At 65.8% G+C, this 21,426-nt stretch carries 16 protein-coding genes; 6 read left to right on the top strand and 10 right to left on the bottom strand.

All coding sequences use genetic code 11. The features are described from left to right. The first annotated feature begins 88 nt into the window (after positions 1-88). Positions 89-2,488, top strand: coding sequence for a zinc/cadmium/mercury/lead-transporting ATPase (locus tag CK627_RS06960; protein ID WP_095591986.1), 2,400 nt, complete (start codon positions 89-91; stop codon positions 2,486-2,488). A 193-nt stretch (positions 2,489-2,681) separates the two neighbouring features. Here CK627_RS06960 and pulA read toward each other — a convergent pair whose 3' ends face one another. Continuing rightward, complete coding sequence (pulA, locus tag CK627_RS06955) at positions 2,682-6,716, bottom strand: pullulanase-type alpha-1,6-glucosidase (protein ID WP_095591985.1); 4,035 nt, start codon at positions 6,714-6,716, stop codon at positions 2,682-2,684. Positions 6,717-6,996: 280 nt separating this feature from the next. Between pulA and CK627_RS06950 the strand changes: the two genes are divergently transcribed. After that, positions 6,997-7,407 (top strand): hypothetical protein, encoded by a 411-nt coding sequence (locus CK627_RS06950; RefSeq protein WP_005308618.1) that lies wholly within the window; start codon positions 6,997-6,999, stop codon positions 7,405-7,407. 62 nt (positions 7,408-7,469) lie between these two features. On the opposite strand, the gene dmeF is transcribed toward CK627_RS06950, so the two are convergent. Further along, positions 7,470-8,429, bottom strand: a complete 960-nt coding sequence (gene dmeF, locus CK627_RS06945) for a CDF family Co(II)/Ni(II) efflux transporter DmeF (protein ID WP_095591984.1) — start codon at positions 8,427-8,429, stop codon at positions 7,470-7,472. Between the two features lie 71 nt (positions 8,430-8,500). On the opposite strand from dmeF, the gene CK627_RS06940 reads away from it, so the two are divergent. The 3 genes from CK627_RS06940 to CK627_RS06930 all read left to right on the top strand — a co-directional run bounded on the left by CK627_RS06940 (position 8,501) and on the right by CK627_RS06930 (position 11,125). Next, positions 8,501-8,776 carry a metal/formaldehyde-sensitive transcriptional repressor gene (locus CK627_RS06940; RefSeq protein ID WP_005308614.1) on the top strand — a complete coding sequence of 92 codons (276 nt, stop codon included), beginning with the start codon at positions 8,501-8,503 and terminating at the stop codon, positions 8,774-8,776. Positions 8,777-8,944: 168 nt separating this feature from the next. Next, positions 8,945-10,141, top strand: a complete 1,197-nt coding sequence (locus CK627_RS06935) for an amino acid aminotransferase (protein ID WP_095591983.1) — start codon at positions 8,945-8,947, stop codon at positions 10,139-10,141. A 60-nt stretch (positions 10,142-10,201) separates the two neighbouring features. Then, positions 10,202-11,125, top strand: coding sequence for a LysR family transcriptional regulator (locus CK627_RS06930; protein ID WP_017782244.1), 924 nt, complete (start codon positions 10,202-10,204; stop codon positions 11,123-11,125). A 43-nt stretch (positions 11,126-11,168) separates the two neighbouring features. Here CK627_RS06930 and CK627_RS06925 read toward each other — a convergent pair whose 3' ends face one another. The 6 genes from CK627_RS06925 to CK627_RS06900 form a co-directional block, all read right to left on the bottom strand. Beyond that, positions 11,169-11,492, bottom strand: coding sequence for a DUF1820 family protein (locus CK627_RS06925; protein ID WP_005308607.1), 324 nt, complete (start codon positions 11,490-11,492; stop codon positions 11,169-11,171). 179 nt (positions 11,493-11,671) lie between these two features. After that, positions 11,672-12,523: a YjjW family glycine radical enzyme activase gene (locus tag CK627_RS06920; RefSeq protein WP_095591982.1), complete on the bottom strand. Its 852-nt coding sequence runs from the start codon at positions 12,521-12,523 to the stop codon at positions 11,672-11,674. 37 nt (positions 12,524-12,560) lie between these two features. Continuing rightward, a complete protein-coding gene (locus CK627_RS06915) occupies positions 12,561-14,087 on the bottom strand; it encodes a YjjI family glycine radical enzyme (RefSeq protein WP_095591981.1) in 1,527 nt (508 codons plus the stop codon). Positions 14,088-14,203: 116 nt separating this feature from the next. After that, the gene (locus CK627_RS06910) at positions 14,204-14,545 is read right to left on the bottom strand and encodes an AzlD domain-containing protein (protein WP_017780431.1); all 342 of its coding nucleotides are present in this window, start codon (positions 14,543-14,545) and stop codon (positions 14,204-14,206) included. A 2-nt stretch (positions 14,546-14,547) separates the two neighbouring features. Further along, complete coding sequence (locus tag CK627_RS06905) at positions 14,548-15,267, bottom strand: AzlC family ABC transporter permease (RefSeq protein ID WP_095591980.1); 720 nt, start codon at positions 15,265-15,267, stop codon at positions 14,548-14,550. Positions 15,268-15,402: 135 nt separating this feature from the next. Further along, positions 15,403-15,879 carry a L,D-transpeptidase family protein gene (locus CK627_RS06900; RefSeq protein ID WP_005308598.1) on the bottom strand — a complete coding sequence of 159 codons (477 nt, stop codon included), beginning with the start codon at positions 15,877-15,879 and terminating at the stop codon, positions 15,403-15,405. Positions 15,880-16,139: 260 nt separating this feature from the next. Here CK627_RS06900 and CK627_RS06895 point away from each other — a divergent pair, with 260 nt between their 5' ends. Then, positions 16,140-19,286 (top strand): S41 family peptidase, encoded by a 3,147-nt coding sequence (locus CK627_RS06895; RefSeq protein WP_095591979.1) that lies wholly within the window; start codon positions 16,140-16,142, stop codon positions 19,284-19,286. Between the two features lie 95 nt (positions 19,287-19,381). Here the strand turns inward: CK627_RS06895 and CK627_RS06890 are convergent, their stop codons facing one another. After that, the gene (locus CK627_RS06890) at positions 19,382-20,725 is read right to left on the bottom strand and encodes a zinc-dependent metalloprotease (protein WP_095591978.1); all 1,344 of its coding nucleotides are present in this window, start codon (positions 20,723-20,725) and stop codon (positions 19,382-19,384) included. Between the two features lie 20 nt (positions 20,726-20,745). Beyond that, entirely contained in the window at positions 20,746-21,408 is a 663-nt protein-coding gene (locus CK627_RS06885) for a protease inhibitor BamI-like protein (RefSeq protein WP_167385297.1), read from the bottom strand. Positions 21,409-21,426: the final 18 nt, after the last annotated feature.

Below are 21,426 nucleotides of genomic sequence, written 5' to 3'. Positions count from 1 at the left end.
GGTTGACCTTGGACTTAACACCAAGGTTTACACTCGGCTCAGTCATCCAGGATCCCGCAGGGGCGGGGTCCCTCAAGAGGAACGCACCATGAGCAAATCCTGCTGCAGCCATCAACACGCCGCCGTCCCCATCAAGGCCGTCAGCAAGGCCGCCACCCCACAGGCAGGCCACAGCCACACCAGCCACTGCTGCGACAACGGGGCACAGGCCAGTGGCGTCGCCAACCCGACCCGCCACGCTCATCAGGGGCAAAGTGGCGCAGACGGCCCGGGGGATGAAGAGCCCCCCAGAGGCACTTGCGACACAGCCCACGAGCACGATCATCATGAACAGGGGCACGCCCACACGGCCGCCGCGACCGAGCCGCCGCTGACGACCCCCAAGCAGAACAGCCGCCGCCATAGCTGGCAGGTGCTGGGGATGGACTGCCCCAGCTGCGCCCGCAAGATAGAGACCGCCGTCAACCGGGTGGAGGGCGTACAGCAGGCTCGGGTGCTGTTTGCCACCGAGAAGCTGGTGGTGGATCTGGCCCCCGGCCTCTCCCCCGATCCCGTTACCGCCGCCGTGCTGGCCGCCGGCTTCCAGCTCAAGGGTGAGCGCAGCGGCAAGCAGGAGCCCGGCCGCGAGCGCAACCCGCTGCAGACCCTGCTCGCCAAATATTGGCAGCCACTGTCGCTGGCCGGCCTGATGGGGGTGGCGGCCCTGCTGCCGAGCCAGATTGGTCAACCGCTGTTTACCCTGGCCACCCTCTGGGGGCTGTGGCCCGTCGCCCGCAAGGCATGGGCACTGACCAAGAGCGGCTCCCCCTTCGCCATCGAAACCCTGATGACGGTCGCCGCCGTGGGGGCCCTGTTCCTCGGCGAAACCGCCGAAGCGGCCATGGTGCTGCTGCTGTTCATGCTGGGGGAACATCTGGAAGCCTACGCCGCCGGCCGCGCCCGCGCCGGGGTCACCGCCCTGATGGCGCTGGTGCCCGACAAGGCGCTGCGCATCCGCACCACTGCCGAGGGCGAGGTACGGGAAGAAGTCGCTGCCGACCAGCTGCGCCCCGGTGACATCATCGAAATCGCCCCGGGTGCCCGCCTGGCCGCCGATGCCCGCCTGCTCGACCCCCTCGGCGCCTTTGACGAGAGCGCCCTGACCGGCGAATCCATCCCGGTGGAGCGCCGCCGGGGTGACAAGGTCCCCGCCGGCAGTCTGGCGGCGGATCGGGTGCTGCGCCTCGAGGTGGTGTCCGAACCCGGCAACAACGCCATCGACCGCATCCTGCATCTCATCGAGGAGGCCGAGACCCAGCGCGCCCCCATCGAGCGCTTCATCGACCGCTTCAGTCGCTGGTATACCCCGGCCATGATGCTGGTCGCCCTGCTGGTGGTGCTGGTACCGCCGCTCGCCTTCGGCCAGAGCTGGGACGAGTGGGTCTATCGCGGGCTGGCGCTGCTGCTGATCGGTTGCCCCTGCGCCCTGGTCATCTCCACCCCGGCGGCGGTCACCTCGGCGCTGGCGGCAGCCACCCGGCAGGGGGCTCTCATCAAGGGGGGCGCCGCCCTGGAGCGCCTCGCCCACATCGATACCCTGGCCTTCGACAAGACCGGCACCCTGACCCTGGGCAAGCCGCAGCTGACCGAACTGGTGAGCCTCAATGGCCAGCCTGAGGCCGAGCTGCTGGCGCTGGCGGCGGCCATCGAGCAGGGCTCCCACCACCCGCTGGCCCGCGCCGTGGTGACGGCGGCCAGCGAACAGGGCCTCAGCCTGGCCGCGGCCCAGGAGCTGCGCGCCCTGCCCGGCATGGGGGTGGAAGGTCGCATCGACGGCACCCTCTGGCAGTTGCTGGCACCGAGCCGGGTCGCCACCCTGGATGCGGCGATGCAGGCCCGGGTCGCCACCCTGGAGCAGCAAGGCAAGACAGTGGTGGTGCTCGGTCAGCCCGACGCCGCCCCGGCCGCCCTGCTGGCCCTGCGCGACCAGATCCGCCCCGAGGCGGTCCCGGCCCTGCGCGAGCTGAGCGAGCTGGGCCTGCAAAGCATCATGCTGACCGGTGACAACCCCCGCGCCGCCGAGGCGATCGCCGGCGAGCTCGGCATGGGCTGGCGCGCCGGCCTGCTGCCGGAGGGCAAGGTCGATGAGATCGCCAAGCTCGGTCTGACGCAAAAGGTTGCGATGATCGGCGACGGCATCAACGACGCGCCGGCCATGAAACGGGCCAGCATCGGCATCGCCATGGGGGGCGGCACCGACGTGGCGCTGGAAACCGCCGATGCGGCGCTGACCCACAACCAGCTCGGCGGGGTCGCCGCCATGATCCGGCTCTCCCGCGCGGCACTGGCCAACATCCACCAGAACATCGCGCTGGCGCTGGGGCTCAAGGCCATCTTCCTGGTCACCAGCCTGCTCGGCATCACCGGCCTGTGGATTGCGGTGCTGGCCGACACCGGCGCCACCGCCCTGGTCACCGCCAACGCCCTGCGCCTGCTGCGCAAGCGCTAAGCCGGCCGTTAACGGCACAACTTAAAGCCGCCCCCAGTGGGCGGCTTTTTTATTGCCTTGCCCACGAGCAAAGAAAAAGCGCGGCTGCCGGTCGGCAGTCGCGCTTTGCTTACTCTCTCGGTGTTATCCCACCCTTGGCAAGGTGGAATTCAACCCTGGGGTGCCGAGCCAGCCCCGGGCTCGATGGGAATGACTACTTGGCGCTGCACTCCTGGATCACCGCAGTACCGGCCTTGGCACCGGCCGGGTCAACCTTCACCAGCACGCTCCACAGCCCCTGCGGCAAGGTGATGCTGTTGTTGGCGCTGCCCGCCTGGGAGAAGGCGAACGGGTAACCGGTCTCCGCCTTCAGCGCTCCGCCGCCGTTGAGCAGGTACTCCTTGCTCCAGTCCTCGTTGGCCACCTTGAACTCGGTGCTGCCGGTGTAGTTGAAGGCCGCCTGATAGATGGCCAGATCGCCATCCATCCCCTTGTAGCTCAACTGGTACTGGGGCTGAGCGGCCCAGCCGGAGAGCTCGCCCTTGACGAACAGGTTGTAGCCGAGCGGATTGCCCGCCACCGTGTCCAGCACCTTGCAGCTCTGCACCGGCTCGGTAAAGCTGACGCTCAGGGTGGGCTTGTCCTTGTTCATGGCGGTAAACACGAACTTGTAGCTGCCCGCCTTGGCCAGATCGAGCCCGATGTTGCCGGTATCGCCACCCTTGCAGAGGGTCAGCGGGGTGCCGACCACCAGCTTGTCACCGGCGTTGCAGCTGCCGTAGTTGAGGGGACCCCAGCTGGCATCCGCGATCTTGACGTTGGTGGTGCCCAGCTTGTCGCTGCTCACCTCGGTGGTGAACTCGTACATGAAGTTGCTGGTGAAGGTCATCTGGTTGGTGTTGCCCCACTCATCGAGGAACCCCTTCAGATAGACGGCGGTGTCACCGAACGGCGGTACCGTGCTCAGATCAGTCTTCTTGCCGACCGGCAGGCCGCTGCCCTGGGCACCGCTCTGCGGCTTGACGAACACCGCCGCCGACCAGGCCCCCAGGGTCAGGGTACCACCATTGACGGCGGCATCGCGGGCGATGCTCTCGCCGCCGTGGTGGGCCGGGCTCAGCTGCAGGCTGGTCAGATCGATGGGCTGATCGTTGCCGTCACGGAAGTCGCCGATGCTCTGGGGAGCATTGGTGGCGTTGATCATCACCACCAGGCCGTCGATGGCCGGATCCAGATCCGCCCCCGCATTGACGCCGTCATCCACCGTCATCACGATGAGGCCGGGCACCTGATCCGGGCCGGTATTGCGAAAATCGACCCGCTTGATCACCTCGGCGCCGCTGCCCAGACGCAGCAGACGGGAAGATTGACGCAGCTCGGCCAGCTCCTGATAGAAGCCCACCATGGTCGCCATGTCGGCACCGCTCGGCTTGACGTGCTTGCCGAGCACCTGCTCGATCAGCGGATAGTTGTCGCCATCCTTGTCCTTGCGCGGCAACCCCTTGTCGAAGTTATTGTCGGCCAGGGTGTAGTCGACCCGGTTGTACCAGTCACCCGAGTCGTAGCTGTCCCGCTCCATGGACTTGGAGCGCAGCAGCTCGACACCGGCGTGGGTGAAGGGAATGCCCTGCCCCAGCATGGCGGTGGCGAGCGATACCCCCTGCATCCGCACCAGATCAGCCCCTTGCGGCGCCTTGTAGATCAGGTTGTCGAACAGGGTCTGGTTGTCGTGCTTGTCGACGTAGTTCTGGATTTCGGTCGGATCCTGGGCATAGCCCGCCGGTTGACCGTTGTAGTCGATGTCGGAACCCTTCTTCGGCATCCCGTCCTTGTCGGTCAGAATGAAGTCCTTCAGGTTGCCGGCCATGCCGAGGCGCACCAGGTCGCTCTGATGCAGGGCGGTGGCGCGATCGACGCCATCCATCTCGTTGGCATCCACCAGGGCGCCGTTGCCAAAGCCCTGGGTCTTGCGAATGGTGTCACCGCCGTCGAACGGACTGCCACCGCGCACCGCATCCCGCAGCCGGTCGGAGAAGGAGCCGATGCCGGTGCCGGCCAGGTGTTTCTGGGTCGCCTGCACGAAGCGCTTGTCATCCTGCACCTCGCCGAAGTTCCAGCCCTCGCCGTAGAAGTACATCTCGGGGTTGACCTGCTTCACCGCGGCCAGCGCCTGCACCATCTGATCTTTCGGGTGGTGGCCCATCAGGTCGAAGCGGAAGGCATCGATCTTGTAGTCGCGGGCCCAGGTGACCAGAGAGTCATCCATCAGCTTGGCGAACATGGCGTGTTCCGGCGCCGTGTTGGAGCAGCAGGTGGAGTTCTCCACCGAGCCGGTCTCCGGATTGAGGCGCTGATAGTACCAGGGCACAATCTTGTCGAGCACCGACTTGGGCCCCAGGCCCGCCTCGTTGGTGTGGTTGTAGACCACGTCCATCACCACGTTCATGCCGATGTTCTGCTTGATGGCCTTGACCATTTCGCGGAACTCCAGGATGCGCTGGCTGCCCTCGGCGTTGGTGGCATAGGAGCCTTCCGGGGTGGTGTAGTGGTAGGGGTCATAACCCCAGTTGAAGGAGTCGACTCCGCGCAGGTAGCCGTAGAGCTCCTGCACCTGCGGGTTCTCCTTGCTGTCGCTACCTTGCAGATCGCCGAGCACGGCCTCGATGGTCTGACCGCTGCTGCAGTAGCCGGCAAACTTGGAGTTCTGTACCTCGGGGTTGACCTGGCACAGCTTGCCGAAGTCGTCGCCGATGTTGGCGACCTTGGCCGGATCCTCGTTGACGGTGGCAATGTCGAACACCGGCAGCAGGTGCAGGTGGCTGACGCCGCTCTTGGCCAGCGCCTGCAGGTGCTTGACCGGCGCCGTGTCGGTGTCGGTCAGGCCGAGGAACTTGCCGCGGTGCTCGGCCGGGGTGGAGTCGTCGTTGCCGGTCAGATCGCGGACATGGGCCTCATAGATGGTGATGTCGGCCGGGTTCTGCTGGCTGTGGGGCGCCTTGAGGCTGTCCCACCCTTCCGGCTTGAGGGCCGGATCGTTGAGATCCACCACCTGGCTGAACTCGGAGTTCATCGCCAGGCTCAGGGAGTAAGGGTCGGTCACCTGATAGGATTCCAGCTTGCGGCTGACCGGGTGATAGACCTGGATGTCGTAGCGGTAGAACTTGCCCACCAGCTCGCTGCCCCCCTGCACGCTCCAGCTGCCGCTGGCCTCGTCCAGGGTCATGGTGCGCTCGCCGAGCGGCTTGTGCTGCTCGTCGAACAGCGCCAGCTTGACCGACTTGGCGGTCGGCGCCCACAGCCGGAAGGTGACATTGCCCCCCTCGACCACGGCGCCATAGGTCAGCTTGGTAGCCGCTTCACTGTAGAGGGCATCGAGGGCGCCGGCGCTCTGCACCAGGGTCGCCCCCTGCAGAATACCGTCGGCATCGGTGCCGATGGCTACCAGCTCACCCTTGAGCAGCGGCTTGAGATCTTTCCCGGCCGGCAGGGCGAAGGCGGTGGCATCCTTGAGATGCGGATACTTGGCCTGCTGCTCGGCGGTCAGGCTGGTCGGGGTAAGGGTGATGTAGGGGAAGTCGAACACCCCTTCCGCGTTGGCCTTGATGGTGCCGGAGTCGGTGTAGTAGAGGCGGACATGGGGCTTGTCCTTGCCCCCTTGCCAGATCAGGGTGTTGCCGTCGATCAGGTGGGCACTGGCGCCCGCCACGCCGAAGGCGGCGGTGAAGGCCTCGGCCCGGCTGCCGAAGATCTCGTTCTTGCCGGCGACGATGGCCACGGTGCGGTCCGGATGATCGCTGAAGACCACCTTCATGTCGCTGCCGGTCAGGTTGGCCAGATCACCGTTACGGGCGATAAAGTTGATGCACCCTTCCACCTTGCTGAGGGGCACCACCCAGCTCGGACCGAAGCCGTCGACCGCGGCCGGGGTGTTGGCCTTGTCGTCCCAGCCCGCGTTGAGGCCGCTCTCGGCGGTGGCGTTGCAGGCGTCGTTGTTCCACAGGTGCAGGCTGTAGTTGGCGAAGGGGCCAGTGATCCCGCGTGCCGCGCTGGTCTGGGTATCCACCAGGGCGATCACCGCCTGATCGGGCCCGGCCACCAGCTGTTCGGCCGGGAGTTGTACATTGGGCAGACGGGCGACTGGGCCGTCCGAGGGTTCCGGGGTGGGGGAAGTGCTGTTGTCATTGCAGCCGGACAAAAGCGCGAGCAGTGAGGCTGTTACCAGCGCCACCTTGGTCTTTTTCATATCCATTTTTTTATAATTCCCGCTGTAGTTAGTCTCGATATTCGAGTACCCGGTCATTGCCGAGCGGGGCCATATTAATCAGCTGAAATCGTTTCAAATGTGAGCAGGAAGGCAAAAAAGTTAACCTCTTTCAACAAGATAACGTTTTCATAACGAAAATAGGATCGGGCTCACAGACCCGTCGTCCGTTTCGGCCCATACCAGCGGAAGGCGCGTCCAATTTCGGAAAAAAAGATTTCCGATCAAATGGATAAGTGAACAAGAGCGAGCAAAGGAGCAACCGGAGATGAAACGGATTGAGGAGCAGGCCAGGCGGCTGGATCAGGAGTATCAGGGGATTGCCCAGCTGTTCGACCAGTTCTGCCAGCAGGCGGGCACCCTGGCCGAGCAGTACCACTTCTTCAACTGGCCGGATTACGAGGATACCCCGCCCCTCGCCCGCGCCTTCACCCTGCTGGGGGAGCCACGGGAGCTGCGGCTGCGCTGCCAGCCGGGGGAGCGCGGCAGTTTGAGCGGTCTCATCCAGGTGTGCGGCGAGGATGGCACCGTCCACGCCAGCCTCGGCTTTCATCCCGACGGCCAGCTGCAGCTGGAGTCGGGCCGGCTGCTGGACAATCCGCCCGGGCTGCTGCTCAAGCTGCTGCTCGGCGCCATCTGGCAGCACAAACCGGACGATGTGCAGGGCCCGCCGCACTGAGCCAGAAAACAGGAAGGGGCCTTGGCCCCTTCCTGCTGTTGCGGGCGACCCACCGGCCAGGATCAGGGGGTGCCCACCTCTATGGTGACGTGCACCAGCTCCTCGTGGATGGCGAGCCGTGCGCGGATCTCGCTGGCGGAGAGCGGCACCGCCATCAGCAGGGAGAGCACGCAGGCATACTGCTGCTGGCCCACCCGCCAGACGTGCAGATCGCGGATCTCGGTTTCCGGCAAGTCGGCTATCACCTCGCGGATCTCTGCCACCAGCGGCGCATCCATCTCGGCATCCAGCAGCACCCGGCCGGAGTCGCGCAGCAGCCCCCAGGCCCACACCGCCACCAGCACGGCGCCCACTATGCCCATCAGGGGGTCGAGCCAGTCGGCCCCCCACAGCATGCCCCCCACCAGCGCCAGAATCGCCAGCACCGAGGTGGCCGCATCCGCCAGCACGTGGATGTAGGCGGCGCGCAGGTTGAGATCCTGATGGCCGTGATGCTGGCCATGATCGTGCGGGTGAGTGTGGTCGTGATGATCATGATGATGGTCGTGACCGTGGCCATGGTGATGACCGTGATCGTCCTTGAGCAGCCAGGCGCAGGCCAGGTTCACCAGCAGGCCGACGATGGCGATGGCGATGGCCTGCTGGTAGTGGATCGGGCTGGGATCCAGCAGCCGGAACACCGACTCGAACAGCATCATGCCGGCCACCCCCACCAGCAAGAGGGCGCTGGTGAAGCCCCCCAGCACCTCGATCTTCCAGGTGCCGAAGCTGAATCTGTGGTCGCGGGCGAAGTGGCGGGCGGCGCGATAGGCCAGCACCGACAGGCCGAGCGCCAGCGCGTGGGAGCTCATGTGCCAGCCGTCGGCCAGCAGTGCCATGGAGTTGTAGAACCAGCCGCCGCCGATCTCCGCCACCATCATGACGACGGTCAGCAGCACGGCCCAGCGGGTCTTCTGTTCCGCCAGCGGATTCCCTTCGTGGACGACGGGTTGGTGGCAGTGGGATGAGGCGAGGGATGACATGGATTTCTCCTGAGGACGACAATGCAATATACTATACCCCAGTATAGTTTTATTGATCGAGAGGATCCTGCATGTCACACACCATTCACGGCAAGAAGAAGTTGCTGGCGCGGGTGCGCCGCATCAAGGGGCAGGCAGGGGCACTGGAGAGCGCGCTGGAACAGGAGAGCGACTGCGCCGCCATCTTGCAACAGATCGCCGCCATTCGCGGCGCCGTCAACGGCCTGATGCTGGAGGTGCTGGAGGGCCACATGCGCGAACATCTCGGCGCCGAAGAGGCGACCCCGGCCGAGCGGCTGGAGGATCTGGATCAGGTGGTGCGGGTGTTGCGATCCTATCTGAAGTAAGGCCGGTGGAGGGGGCCGCGAGCGACCCGCATCATCCCGTTTACGGCTGGGCGGCATCGGCCCCACGCTCCCCGCCCCTTTCAGACTTGAGCCCTCGCCGGCTTTACGCCATGATGACCGCCGATCATTGATCGCCATACCCTGGATTCCATTTCGCAAGGACCCCCCATGTTTGAACACGTCGATGCCTATGCTGGCGACCCCATCCTGACCCTGGTCGAGACCTTCCACAAAGACACCCGCGAGCAGAAGGTGAACCTGGGGATCGGCCTCTATTACGACGAGCAGGGCCGCATTCCGCTGCTGGCCTCGGTGCAGCAGGCCGAAGCGCAGCGCGCCGCCGCCCCGGCCCCGCGCCCCTACCAGCCGATGGAAGGCGCCGCCAACTACCGTACCGCGGTGCAGCACCTGCTGTTCGGTGCCGACCACGAAGCGGTCAAGGCGGGTCGCATCGCCACCATCCAGACCATCGGCGGCTCAGGCGCGCTGAAGATCGGCGCCGATCTGCTCAAGCGCTACTTCCCGACCTCAGAGGTGTGGGTCAGCAATCCCACCTGGGACAACCACAAGGCGATGTTCGAGGGGGCCGGCATCAAGGTGCACGACTACCCCTACTACGATGCGGCCACCGGCGGCGTGCAGTTCGACGCCATGATCGACTGCCTGAGCGCCCTGCCGGCGAAAAGCATCGTGCTGCTGCACCCCTGCTGCCACAACCCGACCGGGGTGGATCTCTCTCGCACCCAGTGGGACCAGGTGATCGCGCTGGTAGTCGAGAAGAACCTGATCCCCTTTATGGACATCGCCTATCAGGGCTTCGGCGACGGGCTGGAAGAGGATGCCTACGCCATTCGCGCCATGGTGGCCGCCGGCGTCAGCTTCTTCGTCAGCAACTCCTTCTCCAAGAACCTCTCCTTCTACGGCGAGCGCTGTGGCGGCCTGTCGGTCATCTGCCAGGATGCCGAAGAGGCGAGCCGGGTACTGGGCCAGATGAAGGCCACCGTGCGCCGCAACTACTCCAGCCCCCCCACCCACGGCGGCCAGATCACCGCGGTCGTGATGAGCCAGCCCGAACTGCACGCCATGTGGGTCGGTGAAGTGACCGAGATGCGCACCCGCATCAAGGCGATGCGCCAGAAGCTGTTCGAGGTGCTGAGCGCCAAGGTGCCGGGCCGTGACTTCAGTTACTTCATCAACCAGCGCGGCATGTTTAGCTACACCGGCTTCACCCCGGAGCAGGTGGACCGCCTGCGCGAGGAGTTCGCCGTCTACCTGGTGCGCTCCGGCCGCATGTGCGTGGCGGGCCTCAACAGCCGCAACGTCGACTACGTGGCCGACGCCATGGCCGCCGTGCTCAAGGGCTGATCCCCGCAAGCCCCGCTCAGGCGGGGCTTTTTGTTTGTCCCGTTTGCTCGTGGAACCGTTATGGATCTCATTGCCCTCTCCCGCCTCGGCGGCCGCCACCTGGTTACCCTGCACCTGCTGCTCGACAGCCAGAGCGTCACCCGCACCGCCGAGCGGCTCTGCACCACCCCCTCCACCGTCAGCAAGACCCTCAACCAGTTGCGGGATCTGCTCGGCGATCAGCTGCTCTACCGCCAGGGCAACCAGCTGTTGCTAACCCCGTTCGCCGAGCGGCTCGGCCCCACCCTGCACCGGCTGCTGAGCGAGCTCAACGGCCTCACCGGCCAGGGCGGGTTCGATCCCGCCAGCTGGCAGGGACAGCTGAAATTTGCCCTGCGCGAGAGCGGCATGGTCTGGCCCATGGGGCCCATTCTGGCGCAGCTGATGCGCGAGGTGCCGGGCCTGGTGCCCGACATTCGCAACAAGGATGAGCAGGGGCTGGCGGCCCTGGCGGCGGGCAAGCTCGACTTCGTGATCCTGCCCCACGATCAGAGCCAGCCCTTGCCCCGCCAGCAAGGGCTGGTGTGGGAGACGCTGCGAGAGGACAAGCTGGTCTGCCTGCTGCGTGCGGATCACCCGGCGCTGGCGCGGCCCTGGGATCTCGATGCCTACCTGAGCTGGCGCCATATCGCCATTCGAGATCAGGAGCTGGCCAACCCCTTCTTCGAACAGAGCCTGGCCCAGTTGCAGGTGCGCCGGCAGATCGCCGCCATCCTGCCCGATTTTGGCAGTGCGGCGACCCTGCTGCGCCAGAGCGATCTGATCCTCACCGCCGTCAACGGCTGGGCCGAGCAGGCGGCCCCGCAAGGGCTGGTGAGCCGGCCGGTACCGTTTGATTACGGCGCCGTCACCCACAGCCTGGTATGGTACGGCCCCGCCGGAGAGGAGCCGGCCCGGCGCTGGTTTCGCCAGCGGATCCTGCAGCTGGCCCGCGAGCTGGCATGATGAGGGCCGTGCCCAGCACAGGCTGTGCCAGGCACGACTGTGCTCAGGGTTTCTTGGTGTAGATGGGGCCGGGGAAAGGAGAGACGTTGTTGCCCAGCTCGGTGATGCGGGCAGCCCCCTGCTTGCGCACCTGATCGACCCGCAGCACGTGGTGCATGGGGATCATGGTGCGATTGACGTCGGCAAACTCACTCTTCAACTTCTCGTGGCTGGGGTCGACGATAAGCGCCGTGTGGTTGTCCCACACGAAGTTGGCGATCTCGATAAAGCCGAACAGCTGACCCTGGCTCACTTCCCTGACATAGACTTCGTAACGCTCGTTGTGACAAATGAACTGCACTCGATATAAGGCGTTGGATTCACTCATGTTCGTCTGTTGATGGTGGGCGATTGACCCATTCTAGCCGCCCCCTCGCAGAGCTCAAATAGACAGCAATCACAGTTACGTCATCTCAAGACTCAGGCAGCAAAAAAGCCGGCCAGCTCGTCGCAACCTTCATCAATAAACATGCAACTCCTTTGCGATCAGTGCATTGAATAAATCTTTCAGAGCAAGGGCGGCAGAGTGACGGGGCCAAGCCCCGCCGCCGCCAGCGCCGCTGCCAGTTGCTCCAGCTCCTCTCGCGTCGCCTGTGGCCAGCTGAGCGCTGCCCCGCGCACGCCGTGATGGCGAAAGCCGTTGAGGCGGATGGGCACGGGCCCCAGAGAGTGCAAGAAGGCGGCGAGCCCGCCATCCAGCGTGCCGTCGGCGGCGAGATAATCGCTCTGCCCCGGCACCTGCAGCAGGCGCACCTCCGCCAGCTTGCCCGCCTGCGCCAGCAGTTGCAGCGAGGCCAGCACCCGCTCGCGGCAATAGCCGGTCAGCGTGTGATGCACAGAGTCGTGCCACCCCTTGAGGTCGATCATGGCGCCGTCCAGCACCGGCAGCAGCCGCTGCCAGCCTGCCTCGGCGAGCGAACCGTTGCTGTCGAGCAGGCAGCCGAGATGGGCCAGATCCGGCGCCCCCTTGATGGCCGTGAACAGCGCGATCACGAACGGCAGCTGGGTGGTGGCCTCACCGCCGGAGACGGTAATGCCGGTCAGCAACGGGCCGTAGCGGCGCAGCAAGGCCAGCACCTCGGCCACCATCATGGTGGCGGTCTTGGGGCTGGCGCTGCGGGGGCACACATCGAGACAGGCATCGCAATCGGTGCAGCACGCCGCCTGCCAGCTGACCCTTCCTTCGTGCAGGGTCAGTGCCCCGCTCGGACAGCCCGGCACACAGTCACCGCAGTGATCGCAGAGGCCGATGGTGTGCGGGTTGTGACAGCCGGGGCAGGCGAAGTTGCAGCCCTGCAGAAACAGCACCAGCCGGTTGCCGGGGCCGTCCACGCAGGAGAAGGGCAGCCAGCGGCTCACCGTCGCACAGCGCGCCGCCCCTGCCCGCCTGCCGCACTCAGTAGTCACACAGGGTCGCCTCGCGTCCCACCACCCGCGGCGCCCGCTGGCGGATCCCGGTCAGCTCGCTCGCCTCGGCGCCGAGGCAGGTGGTCTGCAGCCGCGAGCCTTCTGCCGCGAAGCGGGCCACGTCGCTCTTGCGGATCATGTAGCCGGTCACCCGCACCAGGTCGCTGTCCGCCACGTTGGCGGTGAACTCGCGCATGCCGATGGCGAGCGCCCCCTTGCAGAGCTGCAGCAGCGCCTGCGGGTTCTGGCGGATGGTGGGATCCAGGGTGAGGATCTCGCTGATCCCGGAGTGATAGAAGCCGTGGTGGGGCGCCAGCGCCAGCATGTGGCTGGCGGGATCCGGCTCCTCGCCATAGGGGATGCGCACCCCGGGGGTCACCCCGCGATCCACGCTGAGCCCACCCTGGGAGTGGAGCAGGGCGCGGCCGCCCCAGGCGTGGCGCTGCGGCGTTTCGCTCACGTGGCGGGCGAGCTGGGCCGAGATGCGATAGCCCAGCTGGTTCGCCTCCTCGTCACGGCCGTAGCGCTCCGGCAGATTCTCCTTGTCCATCAGAAGGTTGACCGCCTCGGCCATGCCGTAGATACCAAACATGGGCACGAAGCGCCCCTCCTCCAGCAGCCCCTCCTGCACCAGGAAGCTGTCGAAAAAGCCGGACTCCTGATGCAGGAAGGCGGCCCGCGCCTCGATCAGACGGGAGGCGAGGCGGCAGTAGTGGGGCAGCAGGCAGCCCAGGAAGTCGTCGATGCCGTGGGCCTGCTCGGCCACCCGCTTGAGGGAGACCCGTACCAGGGTATTGGCGCCGCCCGCCTGGGGCAGGGAGTTGTAGCAGCTGACGATGCCGAAGCCGCGCTCGTCGAAGGTGTTGCGATGCAGCGGGTAGTTGGCGATGTGGGGCTTGCTGCAGGCCGCTATGTTCTGCACCCCCTGCAGCAACAGGCTGTCCGGGGTCTGCGTCGGATCGTGGAACAGGGTGAGGTTGGGGGCCACCTGCTTGAGCTCGCCGTCGATGCGCAGGATCAGCCGGCAGAGACGGTTGTCGTCCGGACCTATGTTGACGTGCATGAAGGCATCCGGCAGCACCCGGTCCAAGTAGATCCAGAACCTCTTCAGCTTGCGATAGAGGGTCTCATCATCCAGATCCCTGACGAAGGGCAGCAGCAGGTGGTCGAGCCGGCCCAGCCAGACCGGCATGCCGGTGACGGAGGGCACGTGGTGGTAGAGGATGCGCAGAGCATCGAGCGCCTCGTCGAAATCCTGCGGCGGTGCCAGCTCCAGCCAGGCGGAGCCCTGGCGCAGAAACTTCTCGTAATCCGGCAGCACATAGCGCGGCTTGTAGGGAGCGTGTCCCTCGAACATGTCGCAGACAAAGCCCTTGGCCATCGCCTCGCTCACCTCGGCGGGCAGCGCGGGATAGGGCAGCGCATTCTCGGCGGCCAGCGCCAGGGCATGGCTCTTCTGGGCCGGTGACAACAGGGGATCGCACACGATGCGCTGGCAGGTTTCGGTGAAGGACATGGCTCGCTCCTCGACGGATGGGAGCTAAATCCTCACACTTGAGAGGTGTTTTTTGAAGTGACATTCACAACATGGCGGATATCCAATGAAGACATCCGCCATGCAGGATCACGGGCCTAACCCAGCCAGGGCAGCAGTTGGGCCACCCCCCCCTGCCAGCGCAGCAGGAAGAAGCCCCCCATGCCAACCACCACCACCAGCAGGGTCGGCAGCCGCAGCAGGGTCAGCGCCGTCACCAGCAGGGTGGCGACCAGATAGTCCGGATCCCAGCTCAGCCCAGCGCCCGGCTGGTAGCTGAAGACGATGGGCAGCCAGATGGCGGTCAGCACCGACTGGGCCGAGAAGCTGAGAAAGGCCCCCATCTCGGCCCCCGGCTGATAGCGGGTCAGCCGCGAGAAGAAGGCGAAGCGGTTGAAGAAGGTGATCAGGGCCAGCAGGCCTATCATCAGCCAGCTCATGATTACCTCCTCATCCGGTGCAGCACATAACCCACCAGCATGCCCGAGAGCGCCGAGATGATGATGTAGACCTCCGCCAGCAGCGGCTTGGTGAGCAGCGCCATGGCCCCGCTCACCAGGGTGGCCGCCACCATGGGCAGGTTCTTCATGGCGGGAATGGTCATGGCGATGAAGGTGGCGGCGATGGCGAAGTCCAGCCCCATCTGATCCAGCCCGTCGATGTACTGGCCGGCGGCGATGCCGAGCAGGGTCGCCACATTCCAAAACAGATAGAAGACGAAGCCGGCAATGAGCGCGTAGGCCGGATCGAAACGGCCGCTGCGCTCTCTGTCTTTGAGCGCCACCGCGAACATCTCGTCGGTCAGGAAGAAGGCGAGACTGGCGCGCCAGCGCAGGGAGAGCGGCAGCACGTCGCGGCGAAAGGTAAAGCCGTAGAGCAGGTGCTGGGAGGTGATGACGAAGGTGGAGCCCATGATGGGCAGCAGCGGCGTGCCTGCCCCGAACAGGGTGGTGGCCGACAGCTGGGCGGCGCCGGCATAGACCAGCAGCGACATCAGCTGGGCCTGCAGCGGGCTCAGCCCCACCTGCAGCGCCAGGGCGCCACACAGGATCCCCCAGGGGATCACCGAGACGGAGAGCGGCAGAATATCGATGGAGGCGCGCCACCAGAGCGCACGGGTACTCTCGGCCCCGACGGACGGAGAGAGGGTTGCTGACGGCATGGGATCATCCTTGTTGCGGCCACGGCGAGCCGGAAAAACTAGCACAGCACGGGGACGGATACCAAGAGGCTGCGGGTAAAGAAAGGAGGGAGCCAAAAAACAGAACGCCACCCGAAGGTGGCGCGCTGCAGAGAGTCAGGGCTGAATGATGATGGGAGTGCCGGGTTCGATGGCGTTCCACACTTCGTCCAGATCCTTGTTGAGCATGGCGATGCAGCCATTGGTCCAGTTGGACGGCTGCAAACGGGTGTTGCCTATGCTGTTGCGCTGACCGTGGATCATGATCATGCCGCCCGGTCGCACACCCATCTCGTTGGCCGCCTTGATGTCGTCCAGATTCGGGTAGTTGATGTGGATGGCCTTGTAATAGTTGGAGTTGGTCTTCTTGTAGTCGAGGATGTAACGGCCTTCCGGCGTGCGCTGATCCCCTTCCCGCTGCTTGTGCCCCTTGGGAGCCGGACCCAGAGCGATCCAGTAGCGTTTGACCTCCTTGCCATCCTTCATCAGGGTCAGGCTATAACTCGATTTCTTCACCACCACCATATCGGCGGACAGGGTGGCAAAACTCAATGCGGGCCACAGCCCCAGCAAACACAGTAATACGGCTCTCATTCCATCCCTCGGCAAGCCTCTGGTAAGGGCTTTTCTGTTACCAAATCATCTGAACTGCACCGCCTGGTGTGGCGGGCGAGCGCCATCATATTGGATCGCCATCAATACTCAATATATCCAGAGAAACATATCCCGCGCCATCTTTTATAGATTGTTACAATTAACTGCCAAAACAACGGGATAACCCCCCTATCTCGGGATAGTCCCGGGCGGGGCATTGGGGGAAGATAAGGCGCTTTTCACCTCTCAGGAACCTCACGATGCGATACCGACTATCCCTGCTGCTCTTGCTGATCTGCTCCCCCCTGCAGGCGGCCGAGCCACTCTGGCTGCGCGAGCCCGCCCTCTCCCCCGACGGCAAGCAGCTTGCCTTCACCTGGCAGGGTCGCATCTACCTGAGCGCGGGGGATGGCGGCCCCGCCGTGCCCCTCACCGACGGCAGCTATCTGAGCCAGCGCCCGCTCTGGTCGCCGGATGGCAAGCTCATAGCCTTTGTCGCCAACCTCTACGGCAACGAGGACGTGTTCGTGGTGCCGAGCCGCGGCGGCGAGATGGAGCGGCTGACCCGCGATTCGCGCCCCGATCTGCCCCAGGCCTTCAGCGCCGACGGCAAGCAGCTGCTGCTGAGCAGCCAGCGCCTGACCAACCCCGATGCCGATCACTTCGTGGCGGAGGGGTATCGGGCCAGCAACCTCTACTGGACGCCAGTTACCGGCGGCCCGCTGACCCCGGCCCAGCCCCTGCCCGCCACCCTGGCCCGCCCCCACGGCAACCAGCTGGCCTACCAGATGCCGGGCATGGATCAGCCGTTTCGCAAGCATCAGCACTCGTTCGCCGTCTCCCGTCTGTGGCTGTTCGACGGCAAGCAGCATCGCCAGCTGACCGAAGACAGGGTGGCCGCCAGCGATCCGGTCTGGGATGAGCAGGGCAAGCAGCTCTACTACCTGAGCGAGCGCAGCGGCGATTTCAACGTCTGGCAACGGGATCTGGCCAGCGGCCAGGATCGCCAGCTCACCCGCTTCAAGGGTCACCCGGTGCGCGGCCTCAGTGCCTCTCGCCAGGGGGATCTGGTCTGGTCCTGGCAGGGGGAGCTCTACCGCCTCGATGCCGGTAGCGACACCCCGCGCAAGCTCGCCATCCAGCCGCTGTTCGCCAAGGTGCCGGCCGAACAGAGCTGGCAGCCCGGCCCCGTCGACAAGGCCATCGCCCGCCAGGACGGGGAAGAGGTGATCCTGGTCAGCCAGGGGGATCTCTACGCGGTCGACACCCGGCGCGAGCGGGTACGCCAGCTCACCCGCCACCCCAGCGAGCAGTCGGCGCCGCGCTATCTGGATAAAGAGCAAGAGCTCATCTACCTCTCCGAACAGGAGGGGCCGGCGGCGCTGTATCGCCTCAAGAAGGAGCAGCCGGACACCCTGTTCAGCGCGCCCGGCACCCTGATCGAGGAGAAGCTGCTGGCAATCCCGGGCGCAGCCATCAGCGTGCCGACCCTCTCCCCCGACGGCAAACAGCTCGCCTTCGTGGTGGATGGCCAGGCCGTGCACCTGCTGGACTTGGCCAGCGGCAAGCAGCGCCAGCTGGTCGCCGCCGAGTTCAACCCCTCCCGCCATGCGGTGGAGCTGACCTTTGCCCCCGACTCGCGCCACCTGGCGCTGACCGTGCAGCCCGACTCCAGCCAGCAGGAGATCGCCGTCATCGACACCCGGGATGCCAAGGCCAAGCCGGTCAACGTCAGCCTCAACGGCTATCGGGATGGTGAGCCGGCCTGGAGCCAGGATGGCGGCATCCTCTACTGGCAGTCCGCCAAATACGGCGTGCTAGGGGCCGATGGCGAGCCCCTCGGCGGCAGCCTGCTCGGCCTCTACAGCAGCCGCGCCGCCAGAAGCGATTTCCTTGCCGAACAGGCGCCGCCCAAGGCGGGCTACGGCTTCGAAACCGACCGGCTGGCACACCGCGAGGCGCTGCAGTTGCAGCCAGAAGGCACCGTCCTCGCCAGTCGCATCGTCGACGATCACCTGGTCTATCTGGTGGAGACCAGCGGGGCCAACGGCGGGAGCGAGATCAAGGGCTACGCCCGGGATCTGCGCAAGGGCGAGACCAAGCTGCTGTTTGCCGAACAGCCGGGGCCGGCGCTGGCCAGCCTCAACCAGGATGCCAGCCTCGCCACCCTGGTGCGGGAGGGGGAGATCGCCCTCATCGATACCCGCTCCGGCGAGGCCAGCAGCCACCCCTTCAATCTGCTGATCACCGCCAGCTGGCAGGATCGGATGACCGCCGCCTTCGACCAGATCACCCGCCTCACCCGGGACGAATTCTACCGGGCCGACATGAACGGGGTGGACTGGGACGGCTACGTGGCCGCCTATCGCCGCCTGCTGCCCGGCATCAGCAACGAGCGTGACTTCGGCAACCTGCTGGCGGAGCTGGCCGGCGAGCTCAATGTTTCCCACACCTGGGGCAGCGTCCCCGACTCCTCCCAACGCATGCCGGACGACACCGCCAGCCTCGGCGGCTACTGGCGCGAGCGGCAGGGAGCGGTCGAGCTGACCGCCCTGCTGGCCGGCGGCCCGCTGGAGCAGGAGACGGATCTGGCGCCGGGCGCCCGCCTGCTGGCCATCAACGGCACCGAGCTGCACAGCCTCAACGAGCTGGATGCCCTGCTCAACCATCAGGCCGGCCAGCGGCTGGCCCTCACCCTGTTGCCCAAGGGGGCCAAGGAGCCGCACCAGCTGGAGGTCACCGCCATCGACCAGCAGCAGGAGTATCAGCTGCAGCTCGACGGCTGGATCGCCAAGCGCCGCAACCAGGTGGAACAGTTGAGTCAGGGGCGGGTCGGCTACGTCTATCTGCCGGAGATGAGCAGCGCCGTCTATGAAGAGGTGGTGGCCGACGCCCTCGGTCGCCAGCGCAACCGCGAGGCGCTGATCGTCGACGTGCGCTTCAACAAGGGGGGCTATCTGGCCAACACCCTGGTGGAGTTCCTGACCGGCAGCGGCAGCGCCCAGGGCATGGCCAGCAGCTGGCCGCGCCTTGGCAAGGGTGAGACGGACGCCGCCACCCGCCAGTGGACCAAGCCCTCGGTGGTGCTGGTCAATGCGGGCAGCTACTCGGAAGGCTCGGCCTTTCCCCAATACTACCGCACCCTCAAGGTGGGCCCCATCGTCGGTGAGCCGGTGCCGGGCACCGGCACCATGGTGTACGGCCACACCTCCAGGCTGATCCCGGGCCTTGCCTACGGCATCCCGACCCTGGGGCTGCGCAACCCCGACGGCACCCTGTACGAGAACCAGGAGCTGATCCCGGACGTACAGGTGGCGCTGACCCCGGCCGACATGGTGGCGGGGCGCGATCCCCAGCTGGCAGCCGCGGTGCAGGCCGCCCTCGCCCAGCTACCGGCGGCCAGATAAGTCCGCCATAAAAAGAGGAGCCGACCGGGCTTGCCCGGTCGGCTCCTATGACAGACATCAAGGGCGCCCGCCTGTTGCGGGGCGCCCTTGTTGCATCAGGCCGGCTGCGTCTCGGCCGGCTGGCGGGCCAGCGCCAGCTGATACCTGTGCTCGGCCAGCTCCAGCTCACGGCGCGCCTCGTCCACCTTGCCGTCGGCGCTCTTCACCGCTGCCACCAGCTGGTTGTAGCGATCCCAGCTGCCGTTGTACTCCTTCACCTCGGCCTGGTAGCGCTGGCTGATCTCGTTGGACTGGCGAATGATGGCGTTGTTCTCATCGTGCAGCTGATCGATGCGGGTGCTCAGGCCCGCCTGGATGGCGCGGATCCGGCGATACTCTTCCGGGCCGTAGCTGCCGCTGTAGCTGTTGTACTCGCGCACCAGCCGGTTGATCTCCTGCACCGTCTGGCGGTTGCGCTGGTTCAGCTGGTTCAGCTCGCGCTGGTAGCGATCAAAGTTGCCCTTGAGCGTCTGCTGGCGATCCTGCAGGGCGGTTCTGGCCGCCACCTGCTGGCTGTAGTGCTCCTGGGCCGCCGCCAGGTCCTGGCGCCGGGTTTCGAGGGAGCGTTCCAGCTCGCCCAGATCCGGCAGCGCTTCCGTCACCATGGTGGGGTAGAAGGCGGCGATCTGCGGCGTGGTCACCTTCAGCGCCCGCACCGCATCGGCCCCGTTGGCCTGATCCCGGTAATCCACGCCGCACGGCTGCCCCTTGCAGACCAGGTCCGGGCTGGAGAACTTGTACTCGTGGCTGTAGACCCCGAAGCTGGAGGGATAGGCCATCACGGTAGCGAAGGAACCCCGCACCCCGTGTCCCAGCGCATAGTGGTAAGTGCCCCCCGTGCCATCTTGCAGGCGGGAGTGGTTGAGCCCCATGTTGTGACCCAGCTCGTGCGCCAGCACCACGTCGCCACAGCCGGTGGCCGTGACATGGCTGAACATGCTGCCGGCATCCTGGGAGACATCCCCGTCGGCATACGCCTTGCGGCCATCGGTATAGGTCGCGGAACCACCAACCCAGGCCAGCCCGCAGCTGCCGTGGTCACCGGTCTGGGGGCGCATCAGCACCACCATGTCGGCGCCATAACGGGTGCGCAGAGTCGGTACCTGCTTGAAAGCCGGATCCTGCTGGTAGGTCACCGCGTTGAGCGCGGATTCGTCGGTGCCGCCATCCGGGTAATTGACCTGCTGGTCGTACACGCTCCGCACCGTCAGATCCAGGCCGCTGGCGGCATAGATCTGGTTGGTGACGTTGATCATGTGCTGGATCCGGGTCTGCGCATCCCCCTGATAGCGGGCCGCCAGCCCCGGGCTGTGCAGCACCATCAGGTCGATGGTTTCCGCCAGCACGGGGGTCGCCCCGAGCAATCCCGCAATCATGATCCCCAAGGTAGTTTTCTGCATGTGATCTTCCTTTTCTGTTGTTATTGGTGAGTCGGGATCAGGGCGTCATCGCCGCCATGACCCAGATCCAGCGGCGGGTTCTTGTAAACCCAGCCCTTGCCTCCCAGGGTCTCGACGGAATAACTGCCTTGCGGCGTGCCGATGAACCCGAAAGTCGCTTGCTTGCCGACGGTGAAATTGACCGGATAGCTGTCACCGTCGACCCGAATCTCCCCTTGCCAGTTGCGCTCCCCGCCCCGCTGCAACTCGACCTTGGTCACCCTGGCCTGCAGGGTACTGCCATCCGGCAGCGGCAGGGCTACGCTGTCACCCACCTGGGCCCGCTCCAGATCGCTGCCCTGCAGGGCGATCGGCTGGGATTGCTCGACCGCATCGCCGGGCTCCGCCAGCGGAAAGTCCGCATCCACCTCGGCCGCCTGCCAGGGGGTCTCCAGCTGCTGGCTGCCATCTTCCCGCAGCCGATCCGGCTTGGCGGGGGGCGTGACCGGCGCCGGCTTGAGCTCGGGTGCCGGCATGGCGGCGAGCGGCGTCAGCTCCGCCAGCGGGCCGCTATCCGCCGCGCTCTCCTCACCCCCTGCCGTCACTGCGCCGGGCGCCACCGGCTGCGACCACAGCCACCAGCCGATCACCCCGGCCAAGAGGGCGCACAACGCCAGCCAAAGCCCCCATTTCGCTCTCTTCATACTGATACTCCAGTCAAA

The organism is Aeromonas dhakensis (assembly GCF_002285935.1).
GTDB classification, from domain to species: domain Bacteria; phylum Pseudomonadota; class Gammaproteobacteria; order Enterobacterales; family Aeromonadaceae; genus Aeromonas; species Aeromonas dhakensis.
The sequence above is the reverse complement of the archived record's forward strand: the minus strand, read 5'-3'. Positions and strand labels throughout refer to the sequence as shown.

Excerpts from the sequence above, each read along its gene's own strand:
- CK627_RS06960 (WP_095591986.1), top strand. The coding sequence starts at position 89 with ATGAGCAAATCCTGCTGCAGCCATCAACACGCCGCCGTCCCCATCAAG.
- pulA (WP_095591985.1), bottom strand. The coding sequence starts at position 6,716 with ATGGATATGAAAAAGACCAAGGTGGCGCTGGTAACAGCCTCACTGCTC.
- CK627_RS06950 (WP_005308618.1), top strand. The coding sequence starts at position 6,997 with ATGAAACGGATTGAGGAGCAGGCCAGGCGGCTGGATCAGGAGTATCAG.
- dmeF (WP_095591984.1), bottom strand. The coding sequence starts at position 8,429 with ATGTCATCCCTCGCCTCATCCCACTGCCACCAACCCGTCGTCCACGAA.
- CK627_RS06940 (WP_005308614.1), top strand. The coding sequence starts at position 8,501 with ATGTCACACACCATTCACGGCAAGAAGAAGTTGCTGGCGCGGGTGCGC.
- CK627_RS06935 (WP_095591983.1), top strand. The coding sequence starts at position 8,945 with ATGTTTGAACACGTCGATGCCTATGCTGGCGACCCCATCCTGACCCTG.
- CK627_RS06930 (WP_017782244.1), top strand. The coding sequence starts at position 10,202 with ATGGATCTCATTGCCCTCTCCCGCCTCGGCGGCCGCCACCTGGTTACC.
- CK627_RS06925 (WP_005308607.1), bottom strand. The coding sequence starts at position 11,492 with ATGAGTGAATCCAACGCCTTATATCGAGTGCAGTTCATTTGTCACAAC.
- CK627_RS06915 (WP_095591981.1), bottom strand. The coding sequence starts at position 14,087 with ATGTCCTTCACCGAAACCTGCCAGCGCATCGTGTGCGATCCCCTGTTG.
- CK627_RS06910 (WP_017780431.1), bottom strand. The coding sequence starts at position 14,545 with ATGAGCTGGCTGATGATAGGCCTGCTGGCCCTGATCACCTTCTTCAAC.
- CK627_RS06905 (WP_095591980.1), bottom strand. The coding sequence starts at position 15,267 with ATGCCGTCAGCAACCCTCTCTCCGTCCGTCGGGGCCGAGAGTACCCGT.
- CK627_RS06900 (WP_005308598.1), bottom strand. The coding sequence starts at position 15,879 with ATGAGAGCCGTATTACTGTGTTTGCTGGGGCTGTGGCCCGCATTGAGT.
- CK627_RS06895 (WP_095591979.1), top strand. The coding sequence starts at position 16,140 with ATGCGATACCGACTATCCCTGCTGCTCTTGCTGATCTGCTCCCCCCTG.
- CK627_RS06890 (WP_095591978.1), bottom strand. The coding sequence starts at position 20,725 with ATGCAGAAAACTACCTTGGGGATCATGATTGCGGGATTGCTCGGGGCG.
- CK627_RS06885 (WP_167385297.1), bottom strand. The coding sequence starts at position 21,408 with ATGAAGAGAGCGAAATGGGGGCTTTGGCTGGCGTTGTGCGCCCTCTTG.